19 protein-coding genes are annotated in these 24,802 nt (G+C 57.8%); 5 read left to right on the plus strand and 14 right to left on the minus strand.

What is annotated here, in order from left to right; translation table 11 throughout:
* The first annotated feature begins 9 nt into the window (after positions 1-9).
* Together ADIMK_RS01265 and ADIMK_RS01270 are read left to right on the plus strand one after the other, a co-directional pair.
* Entirely contained in the window at positions 10-729 is a 720-nt protein-coding gene (locus ADIMK_RS01265; protein ID WP_036182680.1) for a FadR/GntR family transcriptional regulator, read from the plus strand.
* A gap of 142 nt (positions 730-871) precedes the next feature.
* Positions 872-1,318 (plus strand): group II truncated hemoglobin, encoded by a 447-nt coding sequence (locus ADIMK_RS01270; RefSeq protein ID WP_036182682.1) that lies wholly within the window; start codon positions 872-874, stop codon positions 1,316-1,318.
* Positions 1,319-1,393: 75 nt separating this feature from the next.
* Here the strand turns inward: ADIMK_RS01270 and ADIMK_RS01275 are convergent, their stop codons facing one another.
* Genes ADIMK_RS01275 through ADIMK_RS01290 form a run of 4 tightly spaced genes read right to left on the minus strand, consistent with a single transcriptional unit; the run spans position 1,394 to position 5,293 of the window.
* Positions 1,394-2,272 carry a Tim44 domain-containing protein gene (locus tag ADIMK_RS01275; RefSeq protein WP_036182684.1) on the minus strand — a complete coding sequence of 293 codons (879 nt, stop codon included), beginning with the start codon at positions 2,270-2,272 and terminating at the stop codon, positions 1,394-1,396.
* 36 nt (positions 2,273-2,308) lie between these two features.
* Positions 2,309-3,208: a DMT family transporter gene (locus ADIMK_RS01280; protein ID WP_036182686.1), complete on the minus strand. Its 900-nt coding sequence runs from the start codon at positions 3,206-3,208 to the stop codon at positions 2,309-2,311.
* Positions 3,208-4,905: a potassium channel family protein gene (locus tag ADIMK_RS01285; RefSeq protein ID WP_036182688.1), complete on the minus strand. Its 1,698-nt coding sequence runs from the start codon at positions 4,903-4,905 to the stop codon at positions 3,208-3,210. Before ADIMK_RS01285 ends, ADIMK_RS01280 begins: the two co-directional genes overlap by 1 nt.
* A 4-nt stretch (positions 4,906-4,909) precedes the next feature.
* Entirely contained in the window at positions 4,910-5,293 is a 384-nt protein-coding gene (locus ADIMK_RS01290; RefSeq protein WP_036182689.1) for a DUF6394 family protein, read from the minus strand.
* Between the two features lie 168 nt (positions 5,294-5,461).
* On the opposite strand from ADIMK_RS01290, the gene ADIMK_RS01295 reads away from it, so the two are divergent.
* Entirely contained in the window at positions 5,462-8,314 is a 2,853-nt protein-coding gene (locus ADIMK_RS01295; RefSeq protein WP_036182691.1) for an insulinase family protein, read from the plus strand.
* Positions 8,315-8,326: 12 nt separating this feature from the next.
* Here ADIMK_RS01295 and ADIMK_RS01300 read toward each other — a convergent pair whose 3' ends face one another.
* Together ADIMK_RS01300 and sbcB are read right to left on the minus strand one after the other, a co-directional pair.
* Positions 8,327-8,794: a hypothetical protein gene (locus ADIMK_RS01300; RefSeq protein ID WP_156042734.1), complete on the minus strand. Its 468-nt coding sequence runs from the start codon at positions 8,792-8,794 to the stop codon at positions 8,327-8,329.
* Positions 8,763-10,217: an exodeoxyribonuclease I gene (gene sbcB, locus ADIMK_RS01305; protein ID WP_036182695.1), complete on the minus strand. Its 1,455-nt coding sequence runs from the start codon at positions 10,215-10,217 to the stop codon at positions 8,763-8,765. The genes ADIMK_RS01300 and sbcB overlap by 32 nt, the downstream gene beginning before the upstream one ends.
* A gap of 66 nt (positions 10,218-10,283) precedes the next feature.
* Here sbcB and ADIMK_RS01310 point away from each other — a divergent pair, with 66 nt between their 5' ends.
* Complete coding sequence (locus ADIMK_RS01310) at positions 10,284-10,712, plus strand: YchJ family protein (RefSeq protein ID WP_036182697.1); 429 nt, start codon at positions 10,284-10,286, stop codon at positions 10,710-10,712.
* A gap of 199 nt (positions 10,713-10,911) precedes the next feature.
* Positions 10,912-13,503: a DUF349 domain-containing protein gene (locus ADIMK_RS01315; protein WP_036182699.1), complete on the plus strand. Its 2,592-nt coding sequence runs from the start codon at positions 10,912-10,914 to the stop codon at positions 13,501-13,503.
* A gap of 68 nt (positions 13,504-13,571) precedes the next feature.
* Here the strand turns inward: ADIMK_RS01315 and phbB are convergent, their stop codons facing one another.
* The 8 genes from phbB to ADIMK_RS01355 form a co-directional block, all read right to left on the minus strand.
* Positions 13,572-14,321 (minus strand): acetoacetyl-CoA reductase, encoded by a 750-nt coding sequence (gene phbB / locus ADIMK_RS01320; protein ID WP_036182701.1) that lies wholly within the window; start codon positions 14,319-14,321, stop codon positions 13,572-13,574.
* A 175-nt stretch (positions 14,322-14,496) separates the two neighbouring features.
* Positions 14,497-15,840, minus strand: a complete 1,344-nt coding sequence (locus tag ADIMK_RS01325; protein WP_036182703.1) for an MATE family efflux transporter — start codon at positions 15,838-15,840, stop codon at positions 14,497-14,499.
* A 124-nt stretch (positions 15,841-15,964) separates the two neighbouring features.
* Positions 15,965-17,281 (minus strand): DUF1329 domain-containing protein, encoded by a 1,317-nt coding sequence (locus tag ADIMK_RS01330; protein ID WP_036182705.1) that lies wholly within the window; start codon positions 17,279-17,281, stop codon positions 15,965-15,967.
* A gap of 34 nt (positions 17,282-17,315) precedes the next feature.
* Positions 17,316-18,956, minus strand: coding sequence for a DUF1302 family protein (locus ADIMK_RS01335; protein WP_036182707.1), 1,641 nt, complete (start codon positions 18,954-18,956; stop codon positions 17,316-17,318).
* Positions 18,957-18,991: 35 nt separating this feature from the next.
* Entirely contained in the window at positions 18,992-21,508 is a 2,517-nt protein-coding gene (locus tag ADIMK_RS01340) for an efflux RND transporter permease subunit (protein WP_036182708.1), read from the minus strand.
* A 41-nt stretch (positions 21,509-21,549) separates the two neighbouring features.
* Positions 21,550-22,542 carry a WD40/YVTN/BNR-like repeat-containing protein gene (locus tag ADIMK_RS01345; protein ID WP_036182710.1) on the minus strand — a complete coding sequence of 331 codons (993 nt, stop codon included), beginning with the start codon at positions 22,540-22,542 and terminating at the stop codon, positions 21,550-21,552.
* 242 nt (positions 22,543-22,784) lie between these two features.
* On the minus strand, positions 22,785-24,116 hold the full coding sequence (locus ADIMK_RS01350; RefSeq protein ID WP_036182712.1) for a sensor histidine kinase: 1,332 nt from the start codon (positions 24,114-24,116) through the stop codon (positions 22,785-22,787).
* A complete protein-coding gene (locus ADIMK_RS01355) occupies positions 24,113-24,799 on the minus strand; it encodes a response regulator transcription factor (RefSeq protein ID WP_036182714.1) in 687 nt (228 codons plus the stop codon). The genes ADIMK_RS01350 and ADIMK_RS01355 overlap by 4 nt, the downstream gene beginning before the upstream one ends.
* Positions 24,800-24,802 lie beyond the last annotated feature (3 nt).

Consider the following 24,802-nt stretch of genomic DNA (forward strand, 5'->3'; position numbering starts at 1 on the left):
TAGATCAAAATGGAAAATTTTCTATCCAGCGCTGAGATAGGCCCTATCGAACGGGAGTCGATTGCCGAAAAGGTAGTCGATCGCATCCTTAACCTGATTCAAGCGGGCAACCTTAAACCCGGTGACAAGCTGCCCTCCGAGAAAGAGTTGATGGCAGTCTTCAATGTGAGCCGCCCAACACTCAGGGAAGCACTGCGGGCGCTGTCTATTCTGGGCATTACCGCTACCCGAAAAGGTGGCGGTAGCTACATCTCCGACTTGCGTGCGAAAGATCTGCTAAAGCCTTTGGAGTTTTTTGTTTCCATAGAAGACAAAAGTATCCCTGACATTTTCGAATGCCGTCGAATACTTGAATGCGAAATGGTGGCCAAGGCAGCAGCCAAGGTCACTGATGACAATATCGAAGAGTTCGAACGTTTGATCGCCATTCAGAAAGATGCCGTCGATGATCCAGTTGCCTTCCGAATCTCCGATCAAAAGTTTCATGAACTTCTGGCAACCGTAGCAGGCAATGCTGTGCTATCGCGACTTGCCGACGGCATGTACAACATCGCAATGGACGCTCGACGCAAGGCGACTGAGATAGACGGTGTTCTTCCTCAAAGCATTCAGGATCATCAGGCGATTGTCGATGCATTGAAACTCAGAGATGCCGATCAAGCCGCTGCCGCAATGAAAACTCACTTGGAAAACATTGAGAAATCGACGCTTCTGGCACTCTCACAGTAGCCCTGTCATTGAGGATCGTGGTGAAGCCCATACATGACAACTTCACCACGGCCTATTGCTACACCTCTATTGTTCCATCAACACATTCCCGGCATGCTTGGTGCTCCGTATTCAATTGGCCTGCCACACCCCGGACACTCCAATGACAGACAGCACTCAACACGACACGGCCCCAGCCTACGGTACAGGCGATGCGACGTATCAAGCCGCCGGGGGCATCGAGGGTATTACCGCTCTGGTTGATCGATTCTATGCGTTGATGGGCACACTGCCCGAGGCGGCTACGCTCCGCGCGATGCATCCGGAGGATCTCTCAGGCTCCAAGCGCAAACTGGCGTACTTCCTCTCTGGATGGATGGGCGGCCCGAAGCTGTCCAAGGAGCACTTTGGCCCTATCACCATCCCGGAGGCACACAAGCACTTTCCGGTGGATATGCAGAGTAAAGAGGCGTGGTTGCTGTGTATGGAACGGGCCCTGATCGAGCTTGACTACCCCGAGGCGTTTCGCCGCTATCTGATGAAACAACTGGCCGTGCCCGCCGAGGTAATTCGCGCTCGGGCGGAGATGGAAGCGCGCAACCGCAGCTAAGTTGGCGGTGAAATACGGCAGGTACAAAAAAGCCAGTCTAAATGACTGGCTTTTTTGTATTGCTGTTGTGCCCGATTACTTCGGTTGTTCGATACCGACGATGAACCAGTCGGCGTTCTCAACGCTCATATCACGACTCAGATGCCAGATTTCGCTGAATTCAGCCGTACCGCTTTGTTCATCTTCGCGCAGCCAACCGTAGAAGTGCAGGCTGACAATCACCTGGCTCTGCTCGTCGATGAAGTTGATCAGATCAGCCATAACCGATACCACTTCGGTGTTCTGGCGCTCAGGGAAACGGCCACGCTGGGCTTTCAGTTCTTCGAACAGTTCGGGTGTGGTGTAGCTGCTAAGCTCGTCCCAGTTGCTCTCATCCCAGGCTTTCTGCAGGCCGGTAAAATGGGCGCAGGCCTGTTCGAGAAACGCCTTCTTATTGAACCACTCCGGCAGTTCCAGCTCCGGTTCGGACAGCGAGCTGCCGATACCACCGTCAAATACCGGCGGCTGCGGCACGTCGGCCTGCTGACGCCACTGCTGCGTATCCTGCCCCTGCTCTGTCCCCATACCGGCATAGGCGGGTTGCGACTGACGCCGTCCGGCAAACATTTTGTACAACAGGAAACCCACCAGTCCGATCAGTAGGATATCCATCAACTGGATGCCTTCGAAGGCTCCGCCGAAAAACAGTGCGCCCAACAAGCCACCGGCCAGCAACCCGCCCATCATGCCTCCAAAACCGGAACGACGTGGTGCTGTGGTCGTCTGGGTCGGCGTTGTGGTGGTGGATTGAGCATCCTGCTGCTTGTTGTAGGTGGGCGAAGGCGACACCTTTTTGGGCGCCGTATAGCTTTTGCCCAGTGAGAAACCACCGCCGAGGCGTTTGGCCTGAACCTCCTCTACCGGTATCAGAAAGCTAAGCAGAATCACGAGGAAACTGGTCGTCAGGGTACGCATTGAATCTCCTTACAAAGTTGTATGTCCGATGCGCTTCTACGTGCGCTTGGGTTGCAGCTTACCGATTGTCTGCGACAAAGTCGCTAAGTAGATACCGGTAAAGATAAGGCCCATACCCACTGCGTGATAGAGGTGTAGGGTGTCGCCAAGAAACAGTACCGACAACACCACACCGAACAGCGGCATCAGGTGGATAAATAGACCGGCCTTGGCCGCGCCCAGTTCCGCCACGCCGCGATTCCAGAACAGATAGGCCAGTATCGATGGAAATACCGCCATATAGGCCACAACCGCAACTACAGACGGTGACCAATCCACCGTTATCGCGCTTCCCCCTGAGGTCATCGCAACGGGCGACAGCAGCAGCACGCCGATCAATACGTTGACAGCGAACAGTGTAAATCCGTCGAGTTGCGTCGGCCGCCAGCGCAAGGCTATCGAGTACAAGGACCAGGTCAGCACCGCCGCACCGACCCAGATATCCCCTCGGTTGAAGCTCAGGTTAAGCAGCATATCGAGGTTCGCCCGGGTGATAAGCACCGCCACCCCGGCTATGGAGATAAACACCCCCACCCACTGCCGCGGTGTCGTGGGTTCACGTAACAAAAGCGCACTCAACACCAGAATGACAATCGGTATAGCCGACTGCATCAAGGCGGCATTTGACGCAGTCGTATCCTGCAAGCCGATGAACAGGAAGGTGTTGAAGTTGGCCACACTCAATATCGATAGCACGATGAGTATCGGCAAATGGGCCAGAATCACCTGTCGCTGACGCCAGATTCGGGGCAGTGCCCAGGGCAAGATCAGCACCAGCACCAGCACCCAACGCTGAAACGCGAGCATGACAGGCTCGACCTCCATATGTATGGCGCTGGCGGTAACAAGATTCCCGGCCCAGAACAGGATCGTAAGTGTAAGAAACAGGTAAGCCATTAACGCTCCGTCTTTGCACTGATCCAGCGCTGGATACGGCTTTGCGTAGCATCCTCACCGGTGAGGATATAGTGCAGGGTGTTGTAGTTGTGGGTGGCCCACTCAAACTTGTCCAGAGCGCTTTTGCGTCCGCAAAACAGGAGCTCATCCTTGGGTTGCAAAAGCGTCAACTCACCGGGCAATGACTTGAGTTCTCCGTTACGGCGCAGCATAAGCGGGAAGAAATCGAGCGTATCGCGGCGGTCGTGGGGGTTCTTCATCAACGCAATCAGTTTTACCTCGGTCCCCTCTTCCAACTTGCCCAGAATGGCAGGAGCCTCAATCTCATCAATGCGGATCGACCGACTATCAAGTGCTTCATCGCCCACCATTGCGCTCATGCGATTGACCAGCGTATGTGCCCACACCTCATCCTGCTGCATCAGGTGATCGATAAACACCGACAACAGCGGGGTTTTCAGCTGGGCCAGAATCTGTGAGGCGATGATCTTACCCGGCTGCATGATGAAGTCGCAGCGGGAGTGGGCAAAGACCAGCTCGTTTGCGCTGAGGTTCTGCCGGACAACCGTGGTGAGTTTCGGATTAAGCTCACGCGCCGTCATGATGATCGACAGGTTATCGGCATCGTTGGCGGTGCCCGCTACGATACCGACGGCATCCTCTATACCGGCCTGCTGCAGGGTGATCGCTTCGGTACCGATGCCCAATACCGAGCCGCTCATGCCACTGATACTCTCGGGGTTGGGGTCGATCACTGTAAGCTCTGTCCCCTCCTGTCTCAGGTTGCGCGCGATATTGCGGCCGAACCGCCCATAGCCGCAGATAATCCAGCGCCCTTTGGAGCGCCGGTAAACACTTGCGAGCGTGCGATGATCCGGGTTCATCAGCCAATCATACACCAGATGACGATGGGGGCTGTGTGCCGCCAGCGCCACATACTCGGCGTAGGAGCGGAAAGGATCGACAATCATGTCGGTGCCGAACGAGGCCAGGTTGGCGGTGGTGACATCGTTTTCTGAACGGCTGATCATCCGCCGTTTGGGCATCAGCACCTTGCTGGCGATCGCGACCGCCAGATTGACCTTGTCGCTGTTGGTCAGCGCCAGTACACCGACACAATGCTTATGCTGTAACCCCGCGTAGTCGAGTATGTCCGGCAGTGACGCATCGGCGCACAGCCCAGGCACTGGGACGACCAGCCCATCAAGCTCCAGCGCGTCGATTCGATCCTGATCGATATCCACCACCACGGCACGTACACCGTTGTCGATCAGCTCACGCACCACATAGCTGCCAGTCACACCGTAACCGCAGATCAGGTAGAAGCGTTCATTGAGCGCATTAACCTCTCTGACAAACCGGCGCAGGCGCAGCAGGCGTGTAAAGCCTGAATCCTGAAAGACCGCCAGTATGGTCCCGATACCGTACAGCCAGGCGACTACCGATGCGTAGATAGTCACCATCGTCCACATGCGCTGGGCGTTGGTGAATGCATAGGGGATCTCGCCGAACCCGATGGTCGAGCCCATGAACGAGACAAAATAGAAGGCGTGGAAGAAATCCATGTGCCAGACGTTGCCGTCGTTGTCCTGCCCCGGTATCAGAGTAAAGCCCAATACCGCCACCGCGTAGACGACGATCAGCGTAATCAGCGGCGCGCGCAGGCGCCGCAGCAGCACATAGAGAATATCGTTCATCGGATCAGCGCCGGATCAGGACTGTTTCCACCATCAGCAGGATCACCGATGTGACGTTGGCGACCAACGCACCGCCTGCAAAGGAGACGACACTCGCCATGATTTCGGCCTCCATGCCCGCCGGGGCAATATGTTCACCGTAACCCCAAATACCGGCCGATATGATCAGCTGAAGGTCGGCGACCAGGCTGGTTGCCAGCATCAGCGCACCGAGATGACTGCGGTCACCAAACTTGAGCACCGTACAGATCAGACTGACGACCAGCGCCAGAAACAGCTCCAGCACATCGTGATGGTCGGGATTATCGATCTCGCCGATAAAAAAACCGAAGTTCAGCGTCAGCGCCAAAACGATAAAGAAAGCGAAGATCACCTTTTCGCGATTCATCCGTGCAAACTCCTTATGTACACTTCGCCGATTGTATAGGCAGTTACTGCCCTGCGCATCCGCCGCGGCACCGAGGGAACCCCCGGGCACCGGAAAGAGTCAGAGCAGTGTATCTGAACATCTCACGACCCGAGATGACAACCCAACTGGAACGGGACCCGATTGCGAATGCATAGCCTGAGTTCACGTGCGATCCGATTCACCCTGCTGCTGTTCGTCATACTGGCGCTGCCAGTACGGGCGGCCATGCCGATTCAGAGCCCCACCGACAGCCGCCAATATGAAGTTTTCACCCTGCCCAATCGATTGCAGGTGGTTGTCGTGTCCGACCCAACGTCTGACAAGGGCGCGGCATCGCTGAATGTGCAGGCAGGCAGCCAGAACGACCCCAAAGGGCGTGAAGGACTGGCTCACTTTTTAGAGCACATGCTGTTTCTCGGCACCGAAAAATACCCGGAGGCCGACGCCTACCAGCAGTTCATCAGTGCCAATGGCGGCAGCCACAACGCCTATACCGCCTTCGATCACACCAATTACTTTTTCGATGTAAAGGCCGACGCGCTGCCGGACGCACTGGACCGTTTCGCCCAGTTTTTCATCTCCCCCCTGTTTACGCCGCAGTATGTCGACCGTGAACGTCACGCCGTGCACTCCGAGTTCAAGGCCAAGATTCGCGATGACGGTCGCCGTCTCTATGTCGCCGGAAAACTGGCGATGAACCCGCAGCACCCCTACAGTCAATTTGCTGTCGGCAACCTCGATACACTCGCCGACCGCCCCGCAAGCCCTGTGCGCGACGATTTGATAACCTTTTACAAAAACCACTACTCCGCCAACCTGATGACACTGGCCGTGGTCGGAAATCAATCTACGAGCGAGTTGCGCAAGCTGGTCGAGGAGCGCTTTGCAGCGGTGCCCGACCGTGACCTCAAGGCACTGACAATCGACACGCCACTGTACGATGCCGATCAGCTTCCCAAGCAGCTCGATGTCGTCACGCTGATGCAGACACGCCAGCTCCAACTCAGCTTCCCGATCAAGCCGATGCGCGAGTACTGGCGCAAAAAGCCGGTCAATTACATCGCCAGTCTGGTCGGTTACGAAGGCGAAGGCAGCCTGCTAAGCCTACTCAAACAGAAGGGCTGGGCGCAGGCGCTCGGTGCGTCTGCCGGTATGGACCTTGAGGGGCAGGCCAGTTTCAATGTCGGTATTGAGCTCACGGAAGCAGGGTTTGAGCACTACAACGAGGTGGTTGGCCTTTTCTTTAGCTATATCGACGCACTGAAACACTCGGGTGTGCGAAAGGAGCTTTATGACGAAGAGGCCCTGCTTGCCAATACCGACTTCCGCTTCCGCGAACCCCGTGAAGCGATTCATGAGGTAACCAACCTGTCGGTGAGCCTGTCGCGCTATCCGGCGGTGCATCTTCTGGATGCCCCCTACCGCTACGACAGTTTCGATGCCGAGCTGATCAAGGGCTATCTTGATCAACTGACACCGGAACACCTGGTATTAACCCGCGCCGCCCAAAACCTGTCCACAGACCAGCGCACGCCCCGCTACGAGATTGATTACCGTCTCGGCAAGCCGGATGAAAAAGCACTGGCCAGCTGGCAAAAGCCGGCAAAAAACGAGCAGCTCTATGCCCGCGGCCTGAACCCGTTTGTCGCCCATGATCTGAGCCTGCTGGCCGCCGACAGCCAGCCAGAAGCCACGCCTGAGCGTATCTGGCAGGCCGAAGGTGGTGACCTCTGGTTCCTGCAGGATGATAGTTTCGGTGTTCCACGGGCCAATCTCTACCTTGCACTGCTCACCGATACGGCCAACATCACACCCAAGGCGGCGGTGCTCAATGAGCTGTACGCGCGCATGCTCAGCGACCGGCTGAACGAGGTGCTGTACGACGCAAGCCTCGCCGGCCTCTCGGCCGATATCTACGATCACTCCAGAGGCATCAGCCTGCGCCTGACCGGCTACAATGACCGTATGCCCTTGCTGCTTGACGCCATTCTAAGAGCCGCCAAAGAGCAACCGAGCTCAGAATCCCGATTTGCGCGAATTAAACAGCTACTGAAAGAAGATCTCGAAAACGCCAGCAAGGAGAAGCCCTACACCCAGACGTTCAGCACCCTGTATCGCTCATTGCTGCCCCAGTGGACAGACGAGGAGCAGCTAAAAGCGCTGGAGCCGCTGACACTTGCCGATCTGCAAAACTATCTGCCGAATCTGTTCAGCCATGTGCATATGCGTGCGCTTGCACACGGCAACCTGACAGAGGAGAGTGCTCGTCTGATGGCAGAGAAGGTCTATAACGCCCTTGTCGCCAACAGCCCGGCACCCGCCACACCGAAACTGCCAGTGGTACAGCTGCCGGCAGGCCGCACCCTGCATGCGACACTGGATCTCGATCACAACGATTCTGCCCTGACCCTCTACATGCAGGGCGAGAATACCGATATACAAACCCGGTCAGAGATCGCGTTGCTGAACGAGATCATCTCAACGCCGTTCTACAACCAGCTGCGCACCGAGCAACAGCTCGGTTACATCGTATTTGCCAGCTTCATGCCGTTAAGTGAGGTGCCGGGAATAGCGCTGGTGGTGCAATCCCCGGTGGCAGATCCGGTCAACCTGGAAGCGGCGTTCAACGTGTTTCTCGACCAGATGCAACAGTCGCTCGCTGAACTGCCGGAGCAGACGCTCGATGGCTTCCGGCGTAGCCTGATCTCCCGCATCGATCAGCGGGACAACTCGCTGAAAGAGCGTACGTCCCGTTTCTGGCGGGAGCTGGATCGAGACAACACCGCCTTCGATACACCTGAACAGATGATCGCCGCGGTGAACAAGGTCACGTTGACGCAACTGACCAAGCGTCTGCAACAGCTGCGCTCACGCGAGCTAGCCGTTCGCAGCTTCGGCAACCAGAGCAACAAGGGTGACAGCGGCGGTGATGACAAGGCCCTGCTCGATGCACTTAAAACCGAGCAGCAGTTTGTGCCGGGCAGCGCCACGCTGCCCTGAACGGAATAAGGTCTAGAGTTCGATCACGTTACGATGAGTCCCGAACGGCGGCGGTGGCACCAGCGAGGGCCCCGGCGCCTCTTCGGACAATACGTCGATATCCGGTAACAACGCGTCCTTCTGGATCTGTGCAAACACCAGTTCCTCTCCTGCCAACGGAGCAACATTTACCGGCTCGACCACAATTTCATGCACGGGCAAAGGCTCTGACGGATAAACCACCGTCACCTCTGGCAGTGCCGCCGGCTTAGCGACTTCAACCACGTGATAGTCGATCTCCACATTGCCATGACTGCCCAGAAAAGAACCAGATGCGATTGACTGCGCCGCCGGCTCAGCGACGCCAACCACGCGATAATCGGCCTCAACATCGCTACGACTGCCCGGTAAAGGGCCAGCCGCCATCGACTGCGCCGACGGCATCAGGCTGCACAGCAACGCAGCGAGCTTAAAACTCCATCGGGTAGATCGATTCGGCATAGTAAGCGAGTTCTTCGAGTATCTGTTTATCCCGTTCCGAGGTTGTCGGCAGCTGTGCCAAACGGTTGAGCTCTTCATAGAACTTCGGAATCGTAAGATAGCCATTGTTGTCTTCATCAAGCAGCTTGCGCGAGCGGTACTCCTCCCAGCGTTGATGCTCCTCTTCATGCATCGCCTCTGGATAGTTCCGCGCCTTATAGCGCAGCAGCATCTCCTCAAGACGTGGATCCTGAAACGGCAGCTCCAGCATCGACAGTTCATCAGGCGACGCCAGGCGAATACGCTCCATCAAGGCCTTGTCTGCATCGCCAAAGAAACCACCACTGTACAGCATATGGTCAGGATCACCATCGGCCGGTGGATGATCTTCGGTGTACAGTGAGGCCAGCTTGGCCTGTAGCCCCGGTTCCGATCTCAATAGTGCAAGATGACGCCGGCACACATCGCCGTTGATATTCAGCCTCTGTGCCTCTTCTCCGTTCAGCATGCCTGCCGGCGCAACGATCGGGCATCGATTGCTGTGTAGCAGCTTGAGCGCGATCTCAGGTGCCCCCTCGGGACGCTCGTCATGACGGGTATAAAGCAACTCGCGAATCTGCTCGACACTGAGCTCGAACAGCGGCGTAGGGTCGATGCGCAAATCCCAGACAACCGCCGCATTACGGTTGACCGGATGCCAGCACAAAGGCGCCACTACAGCGGCGTTGCCCCACTGCACAGGGTATTTGGACGATACATGCAGCACCGGTTTCATGGTCGCGACATCCAGCATCGCCTGCACCGCGCGCTTGCTGCGGTTGTTCAACACGTAGTTGAACAGTTTGGGCTGGCGATCCCGCACCAGTTTGGCCACTGCGATGGTGGCATATACGTCCGACAAGGCATCGTGCGCCTGCTCATGGGCAAGGCCATTGGCACGGCTCAAATCCTCAAGGCGCAGGCTTGGCGTACCATCCTCATACTCCGGCCACTCGATCCCATCCGGGCGTAAAGCCCGGGTCAGGCGCAACATGTCGATAATATCCCAGCGGGAACAGCCATTCTGCCACTCGCGCGCATAGGGGTCGTAAAAGTTGCGATAAAGCGTGTAGCGCGTCACTTCGTCATCGAAACGAATACTGTTGTAACCGACTGCACAAGTGCCAGGCCTTGATAATTCGTTGTGGATTGCGCGGATAAACTCGGCCTCGCACACCCCTTCTGCCAACGCGTGCTGAGGCGTAATGCCGGTGACCAGACAGGCCACAGGATGAGGCAGCACATCCTCCGATGGCGCTGCAAAAATCACCAGCGGTTCTTCGATGATATTGAACTCGGCATCCGTGCGCACACCGGCAAACTGGACCGGACGGTCGCGTTTGGGGTCTGTGCCGAAGGTTTCGTAGTCGTGCCAAAAAAAGGTTTCGGTAGCGTTGGCTGCCATCTCGGATCCGTATCGGTGCTTCATGTATACTGGGGCAACACACTACCATTTAACGGGATTTCACGCATGCTCCATGATCAACAGAGCGGTAACCACACCTGCCCCTGCGGCTCTGGCCGCACCTTCAAGGCATGTTGCGAACCGGCCCTAAGCGGCGTGACTCCGGCCCCGACCGCCGAAGCGCTGATGCGCTCCCGCTATAGTGCGTTTGCCCTGGGTGCCGTGGACTACCTGATTGAGACCCTGGCGCCTGAGATGCGCCATCCCGGTGAGGCCGAGCTGCTGGCCGAGCAAACCCAGGTCACAACCTGGACGGGGCTGACAATACTGGACACCCAGGCAGGTGGCCCTGAGGACACTACCGGCATTGTCGAGTTTGAAGCACGCTTTCAGTCCGGACCGGATAAAGGTGCGTTACATGAGCGCTCTCGTTTTCGCCGCGAAAACTCCCGCTGGGTCTATGTTGACGGCGATGTCGAACTGAAACCGGCCTGAGTGCGGGTTCCCTGCCGATCTTTTGAGCCTTGTCAAGGCTTTCCCTGCCTTACCCGAGGCCGGTAGAATAGTTGCCCGCCCGCCAGGGACACACTGAAAACGTCAGTACGCCGGAGCATGGAGCTGCCTTGCAGCCCCACTCTGCTGTCTGGTTCTCCGATTGAGTAACCGAGCGCATAGCGCCGGTTTGTGGTGATTGATGTTTGTAAATCTGTTCAAACCCAAGTGGCGTCATTCCAGCCCCGCAGTGCGTGCCCGCGCCGTCGCCCAACTGCGTATTGAGCGTCCGGCCCATATCGACATTCTGCGCCAGCTGCTGCTCGACGATGCCAGCAGCGAAGTCCGTCGCGCCGCGCTGCAACGAGTCGACGACCCGGCCCTGCTGATGCAGGTACTGACATCCGAGCAGGATGCCGATCTGCGCCTGCATGCCGCCAGCGCTATCGCCACCTATCTCCAAAAAGCACCCGATCAGGAGCAGCAGCACTGGCTCGAGCGCTTGGCTGAAAACAACAGTCTGCAAATACTCGTGCTTTGTGATGCCAGCAACACGATTCAGCAGCGTGCCCTCGCCCTGATCGATGATGAGCCAACTCTCGCCAGCCTGGCTTTGCAGGGTGCAACCGCCCAGATCCGTCGCGAGGCCGCCGAGCGCGTCACGCAACCAGAGGTTCTGGAAAACCTGTGCCGTGAAAGTCGCGGCAGCGATAAAACCGTACATCGCATCGCCCGCGATACCCTGAACCGCTACAAGGAGCAGGAGCGCGAGCAGCAAGCCCTGCGTCAGAGACGCCAGGATCTGGTCGCCTCTCTGGACGCACTGGTCAACGGTCTGGACCATCAGCATTTTCAGGCACGTTTTGATCTGATCGTCCGCGAGTGGGAACAGCTTCCAACCACCGACGATTGTGACAACACATTCCAGACACTGGCACAACAGGCCGAGCGGTTCATCGCACAGCAAAAAGCGCAGATTGAGCAGCAAGAAGCCCAAAAGCGGGCCGCTAAAGAACACCTTGATGCCTGTGCCGCACTGGAGCACGCCATCGTCGAGCAGCTCGAATCTGCCGATAAAGACGACCACCGTTCCGATTTGGCCGCGCTGTGCGAACAAGCCGAACAGCTCTCTCAAAGCGGCCCACTCGGGCAGTCTCTGCAGACCCAATTAAAGCTGGCAAACCAGTACCTGTCGGCTCTGCAACAGATCGAGCTCAACCGCGAGCAACTGTTGTTGTGCGCTGATCAGACCGCCGAGACACTGGAGCCCGCCAAAATCGAAAAGCTGTTGCGCGGTATCCGCTGGCCCGAGTCACTGTCCAAGCCCGACCTGCTTTTAAACATCGAGCAGCAACTCAAAGAAGCGTCCAAGCGCCAACAGGAGAAGCTGGAGAACGCCAGCAAGCTGGCCGCTCAACTCGAAGAGAACCTGCGCTCGCTTGAACGGGCGATCGAACAGGGCGAAATCCGTGTGGCGGTGCGTTATCAGGATCAGGCAACCGACCAGCTACAACGTCTCAACGGCAGTGCAAACAACCATCTGGAACAGCGTTACAAGTCGCTGGTCGCCCAGTTGCAGGAGATGAAAGACTGGCAGGGCTTTGCCATCAACGGCAAGAAAGAAGCGCTTTGTGAGCGCATGGAAGCCCTGATCGGAGCCGACATTGATCCACAGCCGCTGGCCGATCAGATTCGAGCGCTACAGCAGGAATGGAAAGCACTCGACGCCAACGCATGCGTACATTCACAAAAACTGTGGCAGCGTTTCCGCACCGCGGCCGAGTCGGCCTATGCGCCCTGCGAGACCCACTTTTCGGCACTGCGCAACGTACGTGAGCAGAATCTCAAACAGCGTGAGGAGATCTGCCGCCAACTGAGTCAGTTGCTTGAGAACATCAACTGGGATGAAGCTGACTGGCCTGCTATCGAGCGTATCTGCCACACCGCCAAGCGCGAGTGGAAACAGTTCTCGCCGGTTGACCGTGCGCCGGGCAAGACGGTCCAGCACACTTTCAATCAGCTGATTAAAACCCTTGATCATCAGTTGCGTGACTGGCATCAGCGTTGTGCCGATATCAAACAGCAGCTGATCGCCCAGGCCGCCGAATTGGCTGACGCGGAAGATCTGCGTGCCGCAGCCGAGGCCGCCAAGGGGCTCCAGCGTGAATGGAAAGCAACAGGGCCTGCGTTTCGCAGCGAAGAACGTGCACTCTGGCAGGCGTTTCGCGGCCATTGCGACACCATTTTTGCTCGTCTCAAGGAGCAAGCAGGCCCAGTCACTCAGATCACGCTGGATGAAACCCCCGCGCCGATGAAAGATGCCGACCTTAGCACCTTCAATAGCTGTGCCGAGATGCTGAACAAGGCTGAAGCTGCTGTTCTGGACGGTGACACAGGGATGATCGAGAAGATGCTGGAAGCAGTAACCGGCTCAATCAAATCACTGCCGGCCCGCTGGCGTGAAGGTCTGATGGCGCGCATCGCCGTCATCGAGCAAACCCTCGAATCGACCGATGAACTGGAAACCCAACTCGCTGACAGCGAAAGCCAGTTCCGCGAACTGTGCATCAGGCTCGAAATTCTGCTAGGCCAACCCACACCCGATGACGATCAGGCACAGCGGATGGAATACCAGATGCGCCGTCTGCAGCAGGCCTTGGCCGAACAGAACCAGAACCCGTCAACGGGCGATGTTATCGAGCTCGATCTGGAGTGGAAAACCCGCCCTTACAGCGGTGTTTTCCCGCAACTGCGCCGACGGTTTGAACGTCTGATGCAGCGCACAGGGTGCTAAGACCTAAGAGCTTGCATAAAAAAACCGGCGCATAAGCGCCGGTTTTTTGTCTCTCCGGTACCCGAAGATCAGTACATGTGCTGACCACCGTTGATGGAGAAATCCGCACCGGTGATGTAGCCGGACTCTTCATCGGCCAGAAACGCGACCGTGCGTCCGATCTCTTCCGGTGTACCCAAACGACCAACCGGAATGTTAGAAGCGATCTTATCCAGCACAGCCTGATCAATCTTGGCGACCATCGCCGTCATGATATAACCCGGCGATACGGTGTTGACCGTAACCCCCTTGGACGCCACTTCCTGAGCCAGTGCTTTGGTAAAGCCGTGGATACCGGCCTTGGCAGCAGAGTAGTTACACTGACCGAATTGGCCCTTCTGCGCGTTGATGGAGGAGATGTTGATAATGCGGCCAAAGCCCTGCTCCAACATCGGGTTGATGACCAGACGGGTCATGTGGAACATGGAGTCAAGGTTGGCTGTCAGCACCTCATCCCACTGATCCCAGCTCATTTTCTTGAATGTACCATCGCGCGTGATACCGGCATTGTTGACCAGTACGCTGACATCGCTGCCGGTCAACTCCTTGACCGTTGCAATACACTGAGCGCAGGACTCGGCGTCGGTAACATCACCATAGGCGACTTCGATGTCGTAACCGTCAGCTTTCTGTTCAGCCTGCCAGGCTTTGGCTTTCTCATGGTTACCGCCACTGTTGTAACCGGCTACCACTTTGAACCCAGCATCGGCAAGCTTGCGGCAGATCGCTGTACCCAGACCGCCCGTACCGCCAGTTACCATCGCTACTTTCTGACTCATGATTCGCACCCCTCTTTATTTCCATTTAAACCGGCACATGTCCGGCCATTTCTAATTCTGTTTTGAATTTGTGCGCGTATCCCTATCGCTTGATCATAGTACGATGCGCACAAAGTTCACAACCGTGTAAAAAGCGAAGCCGACGAAAGGTTAATAGAGGGTTTTGACACAGAGGTTACACGCGTCCGGACAGACGGCGCAGATAAGCATTCATCCATGAGTAGGCCAGCAACGCGGTAATACTGTTAGCCAGTACCAACGCCGCAAACATGCCGGGTAGCCCGAACAGTTCGCTGCCAAGCCAACCAAGCGGCACGTACATGATAAACAACCGGAACAGACTGATGCGCATGGCACGCATGGGCTGATGCAGAGCATTAAACGATGAGGCGCTTAGGAAGGTGATCGCCTGAAAGCCAAACCCTGCCGGTACCAGCACCATCCAAAGCGATAGCCAGCCGGACACCTCGGCATCATCACTGAACAGCATCGACAGTTGATCGGCAAACAGGAACAGCAGCACAAAGATCAGTCCCTGCCAGGCAAGTGCGAAACGCGCGGCACCCTTGTAGGCTCTGCGCACACGTTCGATATGGCCTGCACCGTAGTTTTGACTCACAAACGGCGGCAGCGTCATCGACAACGCAAGACACACCAGTAGAGAGAGTGACTCCACCCTGTTGCCGACACCATACGCCGCCACGGCCTCGGCACCGTGGTTTGCCACCACCGCGGTCAGTACACCGTTCGCCAAAGGCGTCATCATATTGGAAAGTGCGGCAGGCAATGAGATCTTCAGCACCGTTCGCCAATGCTCCAGCATCTCGCCAAGCCTCGGCAGATCGGGCAGCAGCATCTTGCGCTTGAGCAGCAGGTAGATCGCCATCACCGTTGTGCTCGCCCAAGCCATGACACTGGCCAGTGCTGCGCCCTGAATGCCGAGTTCAGGAAAGGGCCCGATACCGAATATCAGCAACGGGTCGAGGATCAGGTTCATAAGTGATGAGACAAGCATGATCGAACCGGAAAATCGGGTATCCCCTGCGGCCCTGAAAATGCTGTTGCAGACCATGTTCAGAACCAGAAATACACAACCTGAAAACCACACAGTCATATAGGCATGAATATACGGCATCAGGTGTGCTTCTGCGCCCATTAACCCGAATACAGGGTCGATCAGCAACAATCCGGCTGCGGCGATTATCACCATCAGCAGCACCGTCATGATCAGGTTGTCGGTGGCCATGCGCGCCGCCTTCACCGAGCTGCCGGCACCGATAAGACGCGCCAGAGTCGCCGAGCTGCCAACGCCCAAACCGATGGCGAGACTGGTGATCGAGAAGGTAACGGGAAAGGTAAAAGCCAGAGCGGCCATCGGCTCGGTGCCGAGCTGGCCGACAAACCAGATATCGACGATGTTGAACATCATCAGGCTGATCATTCCCAACATCATCGGCAGCGTCATACGCACCAGCGTGGTTCTGATGGGAGCTGTCAGGATATCGGGAGATCGGGACATGCCGGAGCCGGTTCACAAACGGAGCGGCAGTGTACCACATCGCCAGAGCGCGGTTAATGTCGCACCGTACAAGAAAAGGCCCGGCATTAGCCGGGCCAAAAAATGAAGGGGTCGTTCCGGTGGATCAGTTACCCGAGGCTCGCATGTTCTGCACGGTGAAGATGTCCACCGGGCTGCGTTCAGGATCGACGATCCCCTTGAACTGACCGGTAGTGCAGTGCTGCGCCTGAATATCGATCATGCTGAACGCATCGTCGATCGAGACACCGGTGCCTTTGTTGACCGGCAGATGGTGATCGGGATGGGCCTGACCGATTATCCAGTTCTTCCACATGTCACCCTTGCGGTCGTAGACCACGGTGCGCGGGATGGTGAAGGTCTGCGCATCCATGAAATGGGTGCGCTTGCTGATCGGGTGGTTTTCATCCTGAGGAATGGACTCCACCTCGTATACCTTGCGCAGCTGCCAGGTAATATTGGGGAAGCAGCCACCCTTTCCACTGAACGCAACGACCTGATAGCCATCCTCATCCTGATGGGTTTCACTATCCAGCACCATATCGTTGTGGTTATAGAACGGCATCAACATATTGCGCGTGCCTTTGTAGACCCACTTCATATCGGAGATGCGGCCGTTATAGCCCTCGAAGTCTTCGATCATGACATCGGTGCCCAAAAATGCATCGGTTGTCTGACCCGACGACAGACGGCGTACACGGCGCTGGAAGCCAAGGTAGAGGTAGGCGTTATCCACCTTGGTGTCATCCTCGAAACGGTGGATCAGCAGCTGGGTGTTCTTGACGTCAAACGGTTCAAGCACCTTCACATAGATACCGCGGAACAGTTCAGACGGGTTCGGGGTCACTTCCGGGAACGGGGCCTGCTGAGTGCGGTGGGTAAAGTTCAGAAAGTTGAAGTTGAACTTGATGGTGCGTTCCATCTTGCCCGAGCCCATGTCCCGCATGGTCCAGTAGAACGGAGAGATGGTGGCGGAGTCCCCCCAGTTGTAACCATACTTGTAGTTCCAGGCCAGCTTCTCGCCGGCACGCGGGTCATCCATCGAGGGCTCCTGCGGGAAAGGACGTCCGGCGACAGTCTTGGATAGCTCGCCATAGCCGTCCCCCAGCGAGACGTCACCCGAGTATTGACGGGTGGCATCGATATAGCTCTGGTGCAGCCCGAAATCGGTGGTTTCACCCACCTTGATCTCGGTCGCACCGTCCTTGATGAACATATACAAACCCGGATCCAGCACCTCTTTGAACTGATCGACATTGGACTGGTTGATAGTCATCCCGGCACTTAAACCCGGATAGCTCGGCATACCATTCATGTAGGGGAAAAACGAGCTCTGGATCACCTCATCAGAAACCGCAGCCGCCTGTGCAGTGCAGGTTACAGCTGCGCTCAGGCACAGGGCTAAAAGGCTTTTTTTCAACATATTCACACCTTTGATTCTTGTTATCGGGTCAGGGTTAGAAGCTGTAGCGAATGGTGAACTGGATCTCGTCTTCCTGATTGGCCACACCGATCGGCCCATTGGTGAAGCGCGCCAGCGGTTCGTAAACCGGCGCACCGCCGGCTACCGACCATGGGAACTTCTGGTCGCCGCCAAACTTCACGTTCAGACCCAGGTTAAACATCCAGTGATTGTCTGGGGTCCAGGAGACGCTGGGCGCCAACACAGTCGCTTCTGCTGCAAAGTCATGCGCGGCGATGATCTGCGGGCTCAGGCGGTTGTTCATGTACCAGCCCTTGAACAGGCCCGTGGCGATCCAGTTGTCTTCGTCGTTGGGCATGTCCGCTTCGTGGTCGAGGATGTGCTCACCGAACAACTGACCGGAGATCAGGAAGGCGCTGGAGGTGCCAAGCTGAGGAATCACCAGATTCTTATCCAGACCGATCACGTAGCGCAGCATATCGGTCTCCTTGTGCCCATCCAGGTCGCGGGGAAGCTCCTCGCCCTCGGTGTAGGCCAGTTCGACTCGCCAGACCGCATCCATATCCATGGAGTAGTAGTCGATGGCGCCACCGAGCAGGTTCACGCGCGGGAATTCGATATCAAACACACCATCCTCAAGGAAAGGTGTGTTGCCCGGCGCCACCGGATTGGCCGGGTTGAACGCCGGGTTGTAGCGGAAGTGCAGCGACGGCAGCTGCTGGCGATAGGTCAGCGCATTAACGGAGAAAGTGGCATCACCGTAGACGCCTTCCCACTTGGCACCGAGCTGGGTGTTGGCCAGGCTCCACTCAGGCTCCTCAACGTCATGAATGATGGGCCAGGGTCCCAGACGTGAGCTGAAGAAGCATCCCGCATCGAGCATTTTGTAAGACTGACCGCAGGTACCCAGATTACTCGGACGGAACTTGTCGAAGTTCCACACCAGCGACAGGTTGGAGTCGTCCAGCACCTGATTCGGGCCCATGCGCCACTCAGCGGTCAGCATCCACTGCGGGATACGGATATCCTCAAGCTCGTCATAGATGTTGTGCCGCGAGTAATCCACCGGGTTGATCACATCGAGCACGCGGAACAGGTCGGTCTTGCCCCAGACCACCTGCTGCTTACCCAGACGGAAGCTAAGCACATCACCGTTGCTCAGTTCCTTGTCGGCGCTCAGATAGAGCTCGCGGATAAAGTCCAGCCGGTCGTTGAAGTCGGGGAACTTGGCGTCGTTCTCATCCTGATCCATGTAGCCATCAAGGTTGCCACAGAGGGTCGGATCGTTATCGCAGGGGAAAGGGACACCGGCTGAAAGAATCGTCGGCGACGATAGGTCGCTACTGTGCCAGTCGGCCCCCAGATAGTCTTGCTGGGCATCCTTGCCGAACTCGCCGTCGTTGAGGTCGTAGACCCCGTCGTAGGTGCCACGCAGCACACCGTTCAGACGTAGCGAGCGGAAACTGTCAGAGTCGAACTTGGTCTCGAACTCGGCTTGGCCGGTGTTGCGGAACTTGGAGATCCCCACATCCTTGCGGTGGTAGGTGGCGTTCTCCACGAATCCTGCCCAGGTGGTTTCGGCGGCTGCGACGGCGCTGCTGCCAAGACCTGTGCTCAGAGCGGCGGATACCGCCACTGCCAGACGGGTGGATGTCGTTGTTATTGTTTTCGACATATCAAGTGGCCTCGTTGTTGTTATAGAAAGCTGTTTTATGCCTTGGTGGTCATGACTAGCGATGGTTTAGCGGTTGCATCAGAGAGGGTTTCGCTCGCCTGATAGACCGGCTCGCCCTTCCCCACGGGCTCGGCCTCTGCGTCATCGGATGAGCGACTGTCGTCGGCGTGGATCACGCCGTCCTCATCGACGTAGGCGGTGCAGATAAATTTGGGCTTGAACGCCAGTACCCAGCTCGGCACCAGCAGCATCGCCGCCGCACCGTTGAGCACCACCATGACGATCAGCAGCAGCGCCGCATCGGCCTGGAAGCGCAGGTCGGACAGCAGCACCCACATGACGATGCCGGCGATCAGGGTGATAGCGGTGAAGCTGACGGCAAGACCCGTGGTGCGGATCGCACGGCGCACCGCCTGCCCCAGGTCACCGAGGCTGGTCATCTCGGCGCGGATACGGTCCATCATGTAGATCGAGTAGTCGATGCCGACGCCCACCCCGACGGCGATGATCGGCACGGTGTTGGAGTTGATCCCCATCCCCACCAGGCCCATGTAGGCGTAGGTCAGCGTTGTGGCGAACAGCATGGCGCCGAACATCATCGCCCCGGCCATCAGCGAGGAGTAGAACAGGGTCACGAACAGGAAGATCAGCAGGAACACCAGCGGCAGCACCCAGAGGTTGGTCTCGAATGCGGCTTCGTTCTGCGAGGCGATAACGCCGATGGTGCCGCCGGCCAGGCGGATGGTCAGGCCGTCAACCCTGCCCTCGTTTTCGGCGATCCACTGCTTGGCGGTATGAATGGCGCGACGAATCGTTTCGCCCTGATGGTCCTTGTAGTAGAACACGAGATTCGCGATGCGCTCATCGGTGTCGATGAACTCATTCAGCGCACCCGGAATCGGGTTCGACATCATGTAGGTGTACATCAGGCCGCCGACATAGGATTGATCGTCCGGGATCTGTAGCCAGCGCGGGTCGGTGTTGTGCAGCAGGCGGTTCACCTGCATCACCAGATCCGGCGCGCCCTTGGCACCACCGACACCGGGGTCGAGCAGCATGGTGCGCTCAAGGTCGGCCAGCGCCTTCAACACCTCGGGGCGCTTGATACCACCCTTCTCCGTGGTCTGCGCGACGATGTACATCTCCTCTGAGCCGGGGAAGGCATCATTCACGGCGGTGGATGAGCGGTTGTAGTCGTGATCCTGATAGAGGATCGGGGAACCGGGCTCGGACTCGCCGATCACCACCTTGGATGAGAAGTAGAATCCACCGGCCAGCAGGAACAGGGCCAGCATCAGGGCACGCTTGGCGGCGCGGGGGCCGCTGATCAGATCGGCACACATAAAGCCGACATTGCGGAACAGGTTGTGCTTGATCTCGATGTGGCGCGGCTTGGGCAGAATGGAGAGCAGCAGCGGCACCGCCAGCAGCACGGTGAGGATGATCGACAGCGCCCAGATCGACGCGTAGTGGGCCATCTTGGTATTAAGCGGGATCGAGCCGATGGCGATCAGCAACAGGCCGATGGCGTCGGAGACCACGCCGAGGCTGCCGGGGCGGAACAGGCTCTCGAAGGTGAGCCGTGCGGCCAGGTGGTGGTCGGCGTGGCCAGAGAGTTCCTGATAGTAACGCTCGACCAGCTGGATACCGTGGGACATGGCCCGCGCCGAGATCAGGAACGGGATCACCAGACTCAGCGGGTCCAGGTTGTAGCCGAACAGGGAGATGATGCCGACACCCCAGATCGAGGAGACGATCACCCCGGCCAGCGGAATCAGAATGCCGTAGGCCTTGCGGAAGTAGAAGATCAGCAGGCTCACCATGATCAGCGCGGTGAACAGGAAGATGGTCAGGATCTGATCCAGATACTGGTAGGCCCAGCCCACCAACATCGGCTGGCCGGTGACGTGGATCTTGACGCCGGGGGCCGCCTCCAACTCGCGCAGCTGCTGGATCTTGTCGAAGGTGGCGGCATAGTCGAGCTGGCCCTCGATCAGCTGCGCCTTAACCAGCGCCATGTGCATATCGGGGCTGACCAGCGGGCCGTAGACCCGGGCATCGGCGACCACGTCCTTGCGTAACTGATCGAGCTGTTCAGGTGTAAGGTCGGTGTGCTCCGGGTTGTAGTAGGACTCGGAGTTGACGTTGCCCTCGGGGGTCAGCCAGACCTTGCGCGAGTTGCGGTGGGTCAGGCTGGCCACCAGGTTGTGGTTGACCCCGGGCAGGGAATCCACCGCCTGGGTGATGCGGTGGATCCGCGCCAGCGCGGCGTTATCGAAGATGTCGTGCTCAGTGAACTCGACACCGACGATGATCACGTTGGCGCCGCCGAACGACTCCTTGATCTCGTTGTGCAGCTGGATATAGGGGTGGGTCTGCGGCAGCAGATCGGCAAAATCCGAGTAGACCTTCAGGTTGGGCACCTGGGCGGCGAAAAACAGCGTCGCCAGCAGGATCAGCCCGAGAATGGTCTTGGGGTAGTCAAACACCCGTTGTTCGAACGCGTGCAACCAGTGCGTGGCCTTGTGGGCCTCGGCAGAGTGTTTATCCATGATCGTATCCGCGAGTTTTTGTTATCGGAATCTGGAGGTGATCAGCGCTTGAGACTGAGCAACGTGCCATTACCACCGGCGACCAGCAGGCCCTCGGCCGTGGCCAGTGCCGCGCGCAGGTACACCGGCCGGGCCGCTACCGGCACCGGCGTCCACCGGCTGCCCTCGTGCTTGAGCAGGGTGGCGTTCTCGCCCAAGGCATAAAGCCCGTCATGGGTGTCGAGCAGGCCATAGAGCGGCGCGGCCACCGGGGTCGGGCTCAGTTGCCAGCTTTCACCGCCATCCGTGGTGTGCAGCACGGTGCCATCAAGGCCCACCGACCAGCCGGACTCGGCATCGGTGAACAGGGTGGCCTGTGGGTAGAACTCATCCAGCATCGGCGGCAGCACCTCCCAGCTCTCACCGCCATCAAGGGAGCGCGCCACCAGACCAAACTCGCCGCTGGCGTAGGCCAGGGCATCATCGATGAACTGGATACTGGTGAGCATGGCGTCTTCGTTGAGGGAGTTTTCCTGCCAGTTCCGGCCCTGATCATCGCTTGAGAGCAGCGTTGAGAAGCTGCCCACGGCCCAGTAGCGGCCATCGGGGGCGCAGGTCAGATCGAGCAGGTTCTCCTGGGTGGGGATGGCGAACGCCTGCCAGCTCGCGCCATCGTCATCGCTGCGCCAAAGCTGTTTATCGAAACTCAGCGCGATCAGGCTGTTATCGGCGCAGGCCTCGACATCGATCAGGCCCGGCGCGCCGGGCAGGGTCTGGCGTAGCCAGTGATCGTGTCCGATGGCGCGGGGCTCTTTAGACCGAGTAAGCACCAGACCGTCGTTACCGACGGCAATCTGAACCCGGTCATTGGCGGCTAGCGCCTGAAGCTGGTCGGTGCGACGGATCGACTTGCCCTGCTCCTGCTCGACACCAGTCAAATCCAGCGGGGCTTCGCAGCCGGCCAGCAACAGCGGGAGGAGACCTGTGATTAAAACGGAACGGTAATGAACGCTAATACGACCCGAGAACGGGTTGCGAAGAGGTGTAGACGGCATATTTCACACTTCTTTTTATAGTTATGGCTAGTAGGATCAGCACTGTGGACTACCAGAGCAAAGCCCGTACCAGAACGACACCATATTTATAGAAGTCGAAATATTTATTTGAATAACAATAGCTTATAGAAAAACCCTGCTGACAGACAGGCAATCAGAACGCTGTTCGCAGGTTCGGCAGATCATAAATATTGATGAAATAATGAAGGCAAAATCGACGCTTGAGCAAATGATCAATCGCTTCAATCCGGCAGATGGATCAGCACCCGCAAGCCACCGGTATCGGCAAGATCAAACAGCAACTCACCGCCATAACTCTCGATGACTGCCGCACAGATAGACAGCCCCAAGCCCTGCCCCTGAGCATCGCGCTCATCAAGACGTAGCCCGCGCTCGCTAAGACGCTCAAGGTGCTGCGTATCCACCCCCGGACCATCATCCTTAACCTCAATACGGTAGCCTTCGTCTTCACGGCAAATCGACAACCAGACACTTGAAGCGGCAAAGCGCCAGGCATTGTCGAGCAGGTTACCCAGCAGCTCGATCATATCGTCCCGGTCATAAGGCATGGCACCTTCGGGAAGTTCAGAGTGGAAGCGCACTTCGCGCCGGGCCGACAGCTCGATCAAGCGCCGGATATGAGGCACCTCCTCCTGCGGAATAAACTGCTGACCGGGTATCGGAGCCCCAGCGATACGGGCCCGCTTGAGTTCACGTTCGATACGGCGCAACAGATGTTCGTGGATACTCTCCAGCTCTTCTTTGAGCTCAGGGTCATCACAGGATTGCGCCCGCCAATGCAACTGCTGCAGCGGCCTTTTTAACTCATGCGCCAGGTTACCCAGTGCCGTGCGTGAACGCTGAATCTGCTCACCCGAGCGGCTCAAGCGCGTGCGTATCGCCTCAACAAGCGGCCGGACCTCTTCCGGTATATCGCGGGGCAGTTCGGCATTGCTGCCGCGACTTTGCTCGATCAGGGTATGCCGCAGTGGCTCCAGCCGGGCAAAGCCGCGGCGCAGTATCAGGCGTTGCCACAACAGCAGCACCGGTATGGCAACCATCACCAGCCCCAACAGCAGTAATTCGAACTGCCGTTGAATCGCCTGTAGCGGCGCGATGTCCTCGGCTATCCACAGGGTGAAATCGGTTCCACCCTTGCTGAAACCCTGCTGCCAGCTTAGCCAGCGCTGATCGTCCAACGGCGCTATCGACGCGGTTGCACTCTGCCCCACAGCAAGCGTCGGCACACTGATTTCCAGATCCCAGAGCGAACGTGAGCGCTGGGTGCTTTCACCTCCGGTCAGGATAAAGTAGTGGCCGGAGTGCACCCGCTGGTATACCTGAGGCAAAGAATCGCCTGCGATCACCCAACGGGGGTTGGCGGTCTCGCCTTGATCCTGCAACGCCGAGATCAGGCTTTCGGCATCGTGCTGGAGACGCGAGCGCACGAAATCCTCTACCAGCGAGGTTACCGAGCGATCAAGCAATACCAGCAGCACCCCGAACACGACCACCAGCCCCAACAGCAGGCGATGGCGAATTTGCCGTTCAAGGCTGACACCTCGCGCCGTCACTGGCCTGACTCCTCAGCCGATGGCTGTTCCGGCAACAGGTAGCCCTGTCCGCGGCGGGTTTCGATCAGCTCACGGCCAAAGCGCTGGCGCAGTCGATTGATGTACACCTCGATCACGTTGCTGTCGCGCAACTGATCCTCTTCGTAGACATGCTCACTGAGTTCGGTTTTCGACAGGATACGTCCGGCGTTCAACATCAGGTATCGCATCAGCCGAAACTCGATGCCGGTCAGACTCTGCCACTGGCCCTGACGGTCCCTGACCTCTTGCCGGTCGGGATCGAGCAGCAAGCCGGCCACGTCGATCTGTTGCCGGGCATGGCCATGGCGGCGTCGAATCAGCGCTTGCAGTCGCGCCAGCAGCTCCTCGATGTGGAAAGGCTTGCCGAGGTAATCATCGGCACCGGCCTTGAGCCCGTCCACCCGCTCATTCCAGCTGTCCCGGGCGGTGAGTATCAGCACTGGCATGTCCAGCCCGGCGCTGCGCCACTGGCGCAGTACCTCTAGCCCCGGCTTTCGCGGCAAACCCAGATCCAGCACCACAACATCGAAGTTTTCCTCGGTGCCCAGAAATGCCCCGTCTTCTCCGTCGTGCGCAACCTCGACGGCAAAACCCGCCTGCTTAAGACGTGGCTTAAGCGCCTCGACCAGTTTCAGGTCATCCTCTACCAGCAACAGGTGCACGCA

This window comes from Marinobacterium lacunae (assembly GCF_000705555.1).
Taxonomy (GTDB): Bacteria; Pseudomonadota; Gammaproteobacteria; order Pseudomonadales; family Balneatricaceae; genus Marinobacterium_D; species Marinobacterium_D lacunae.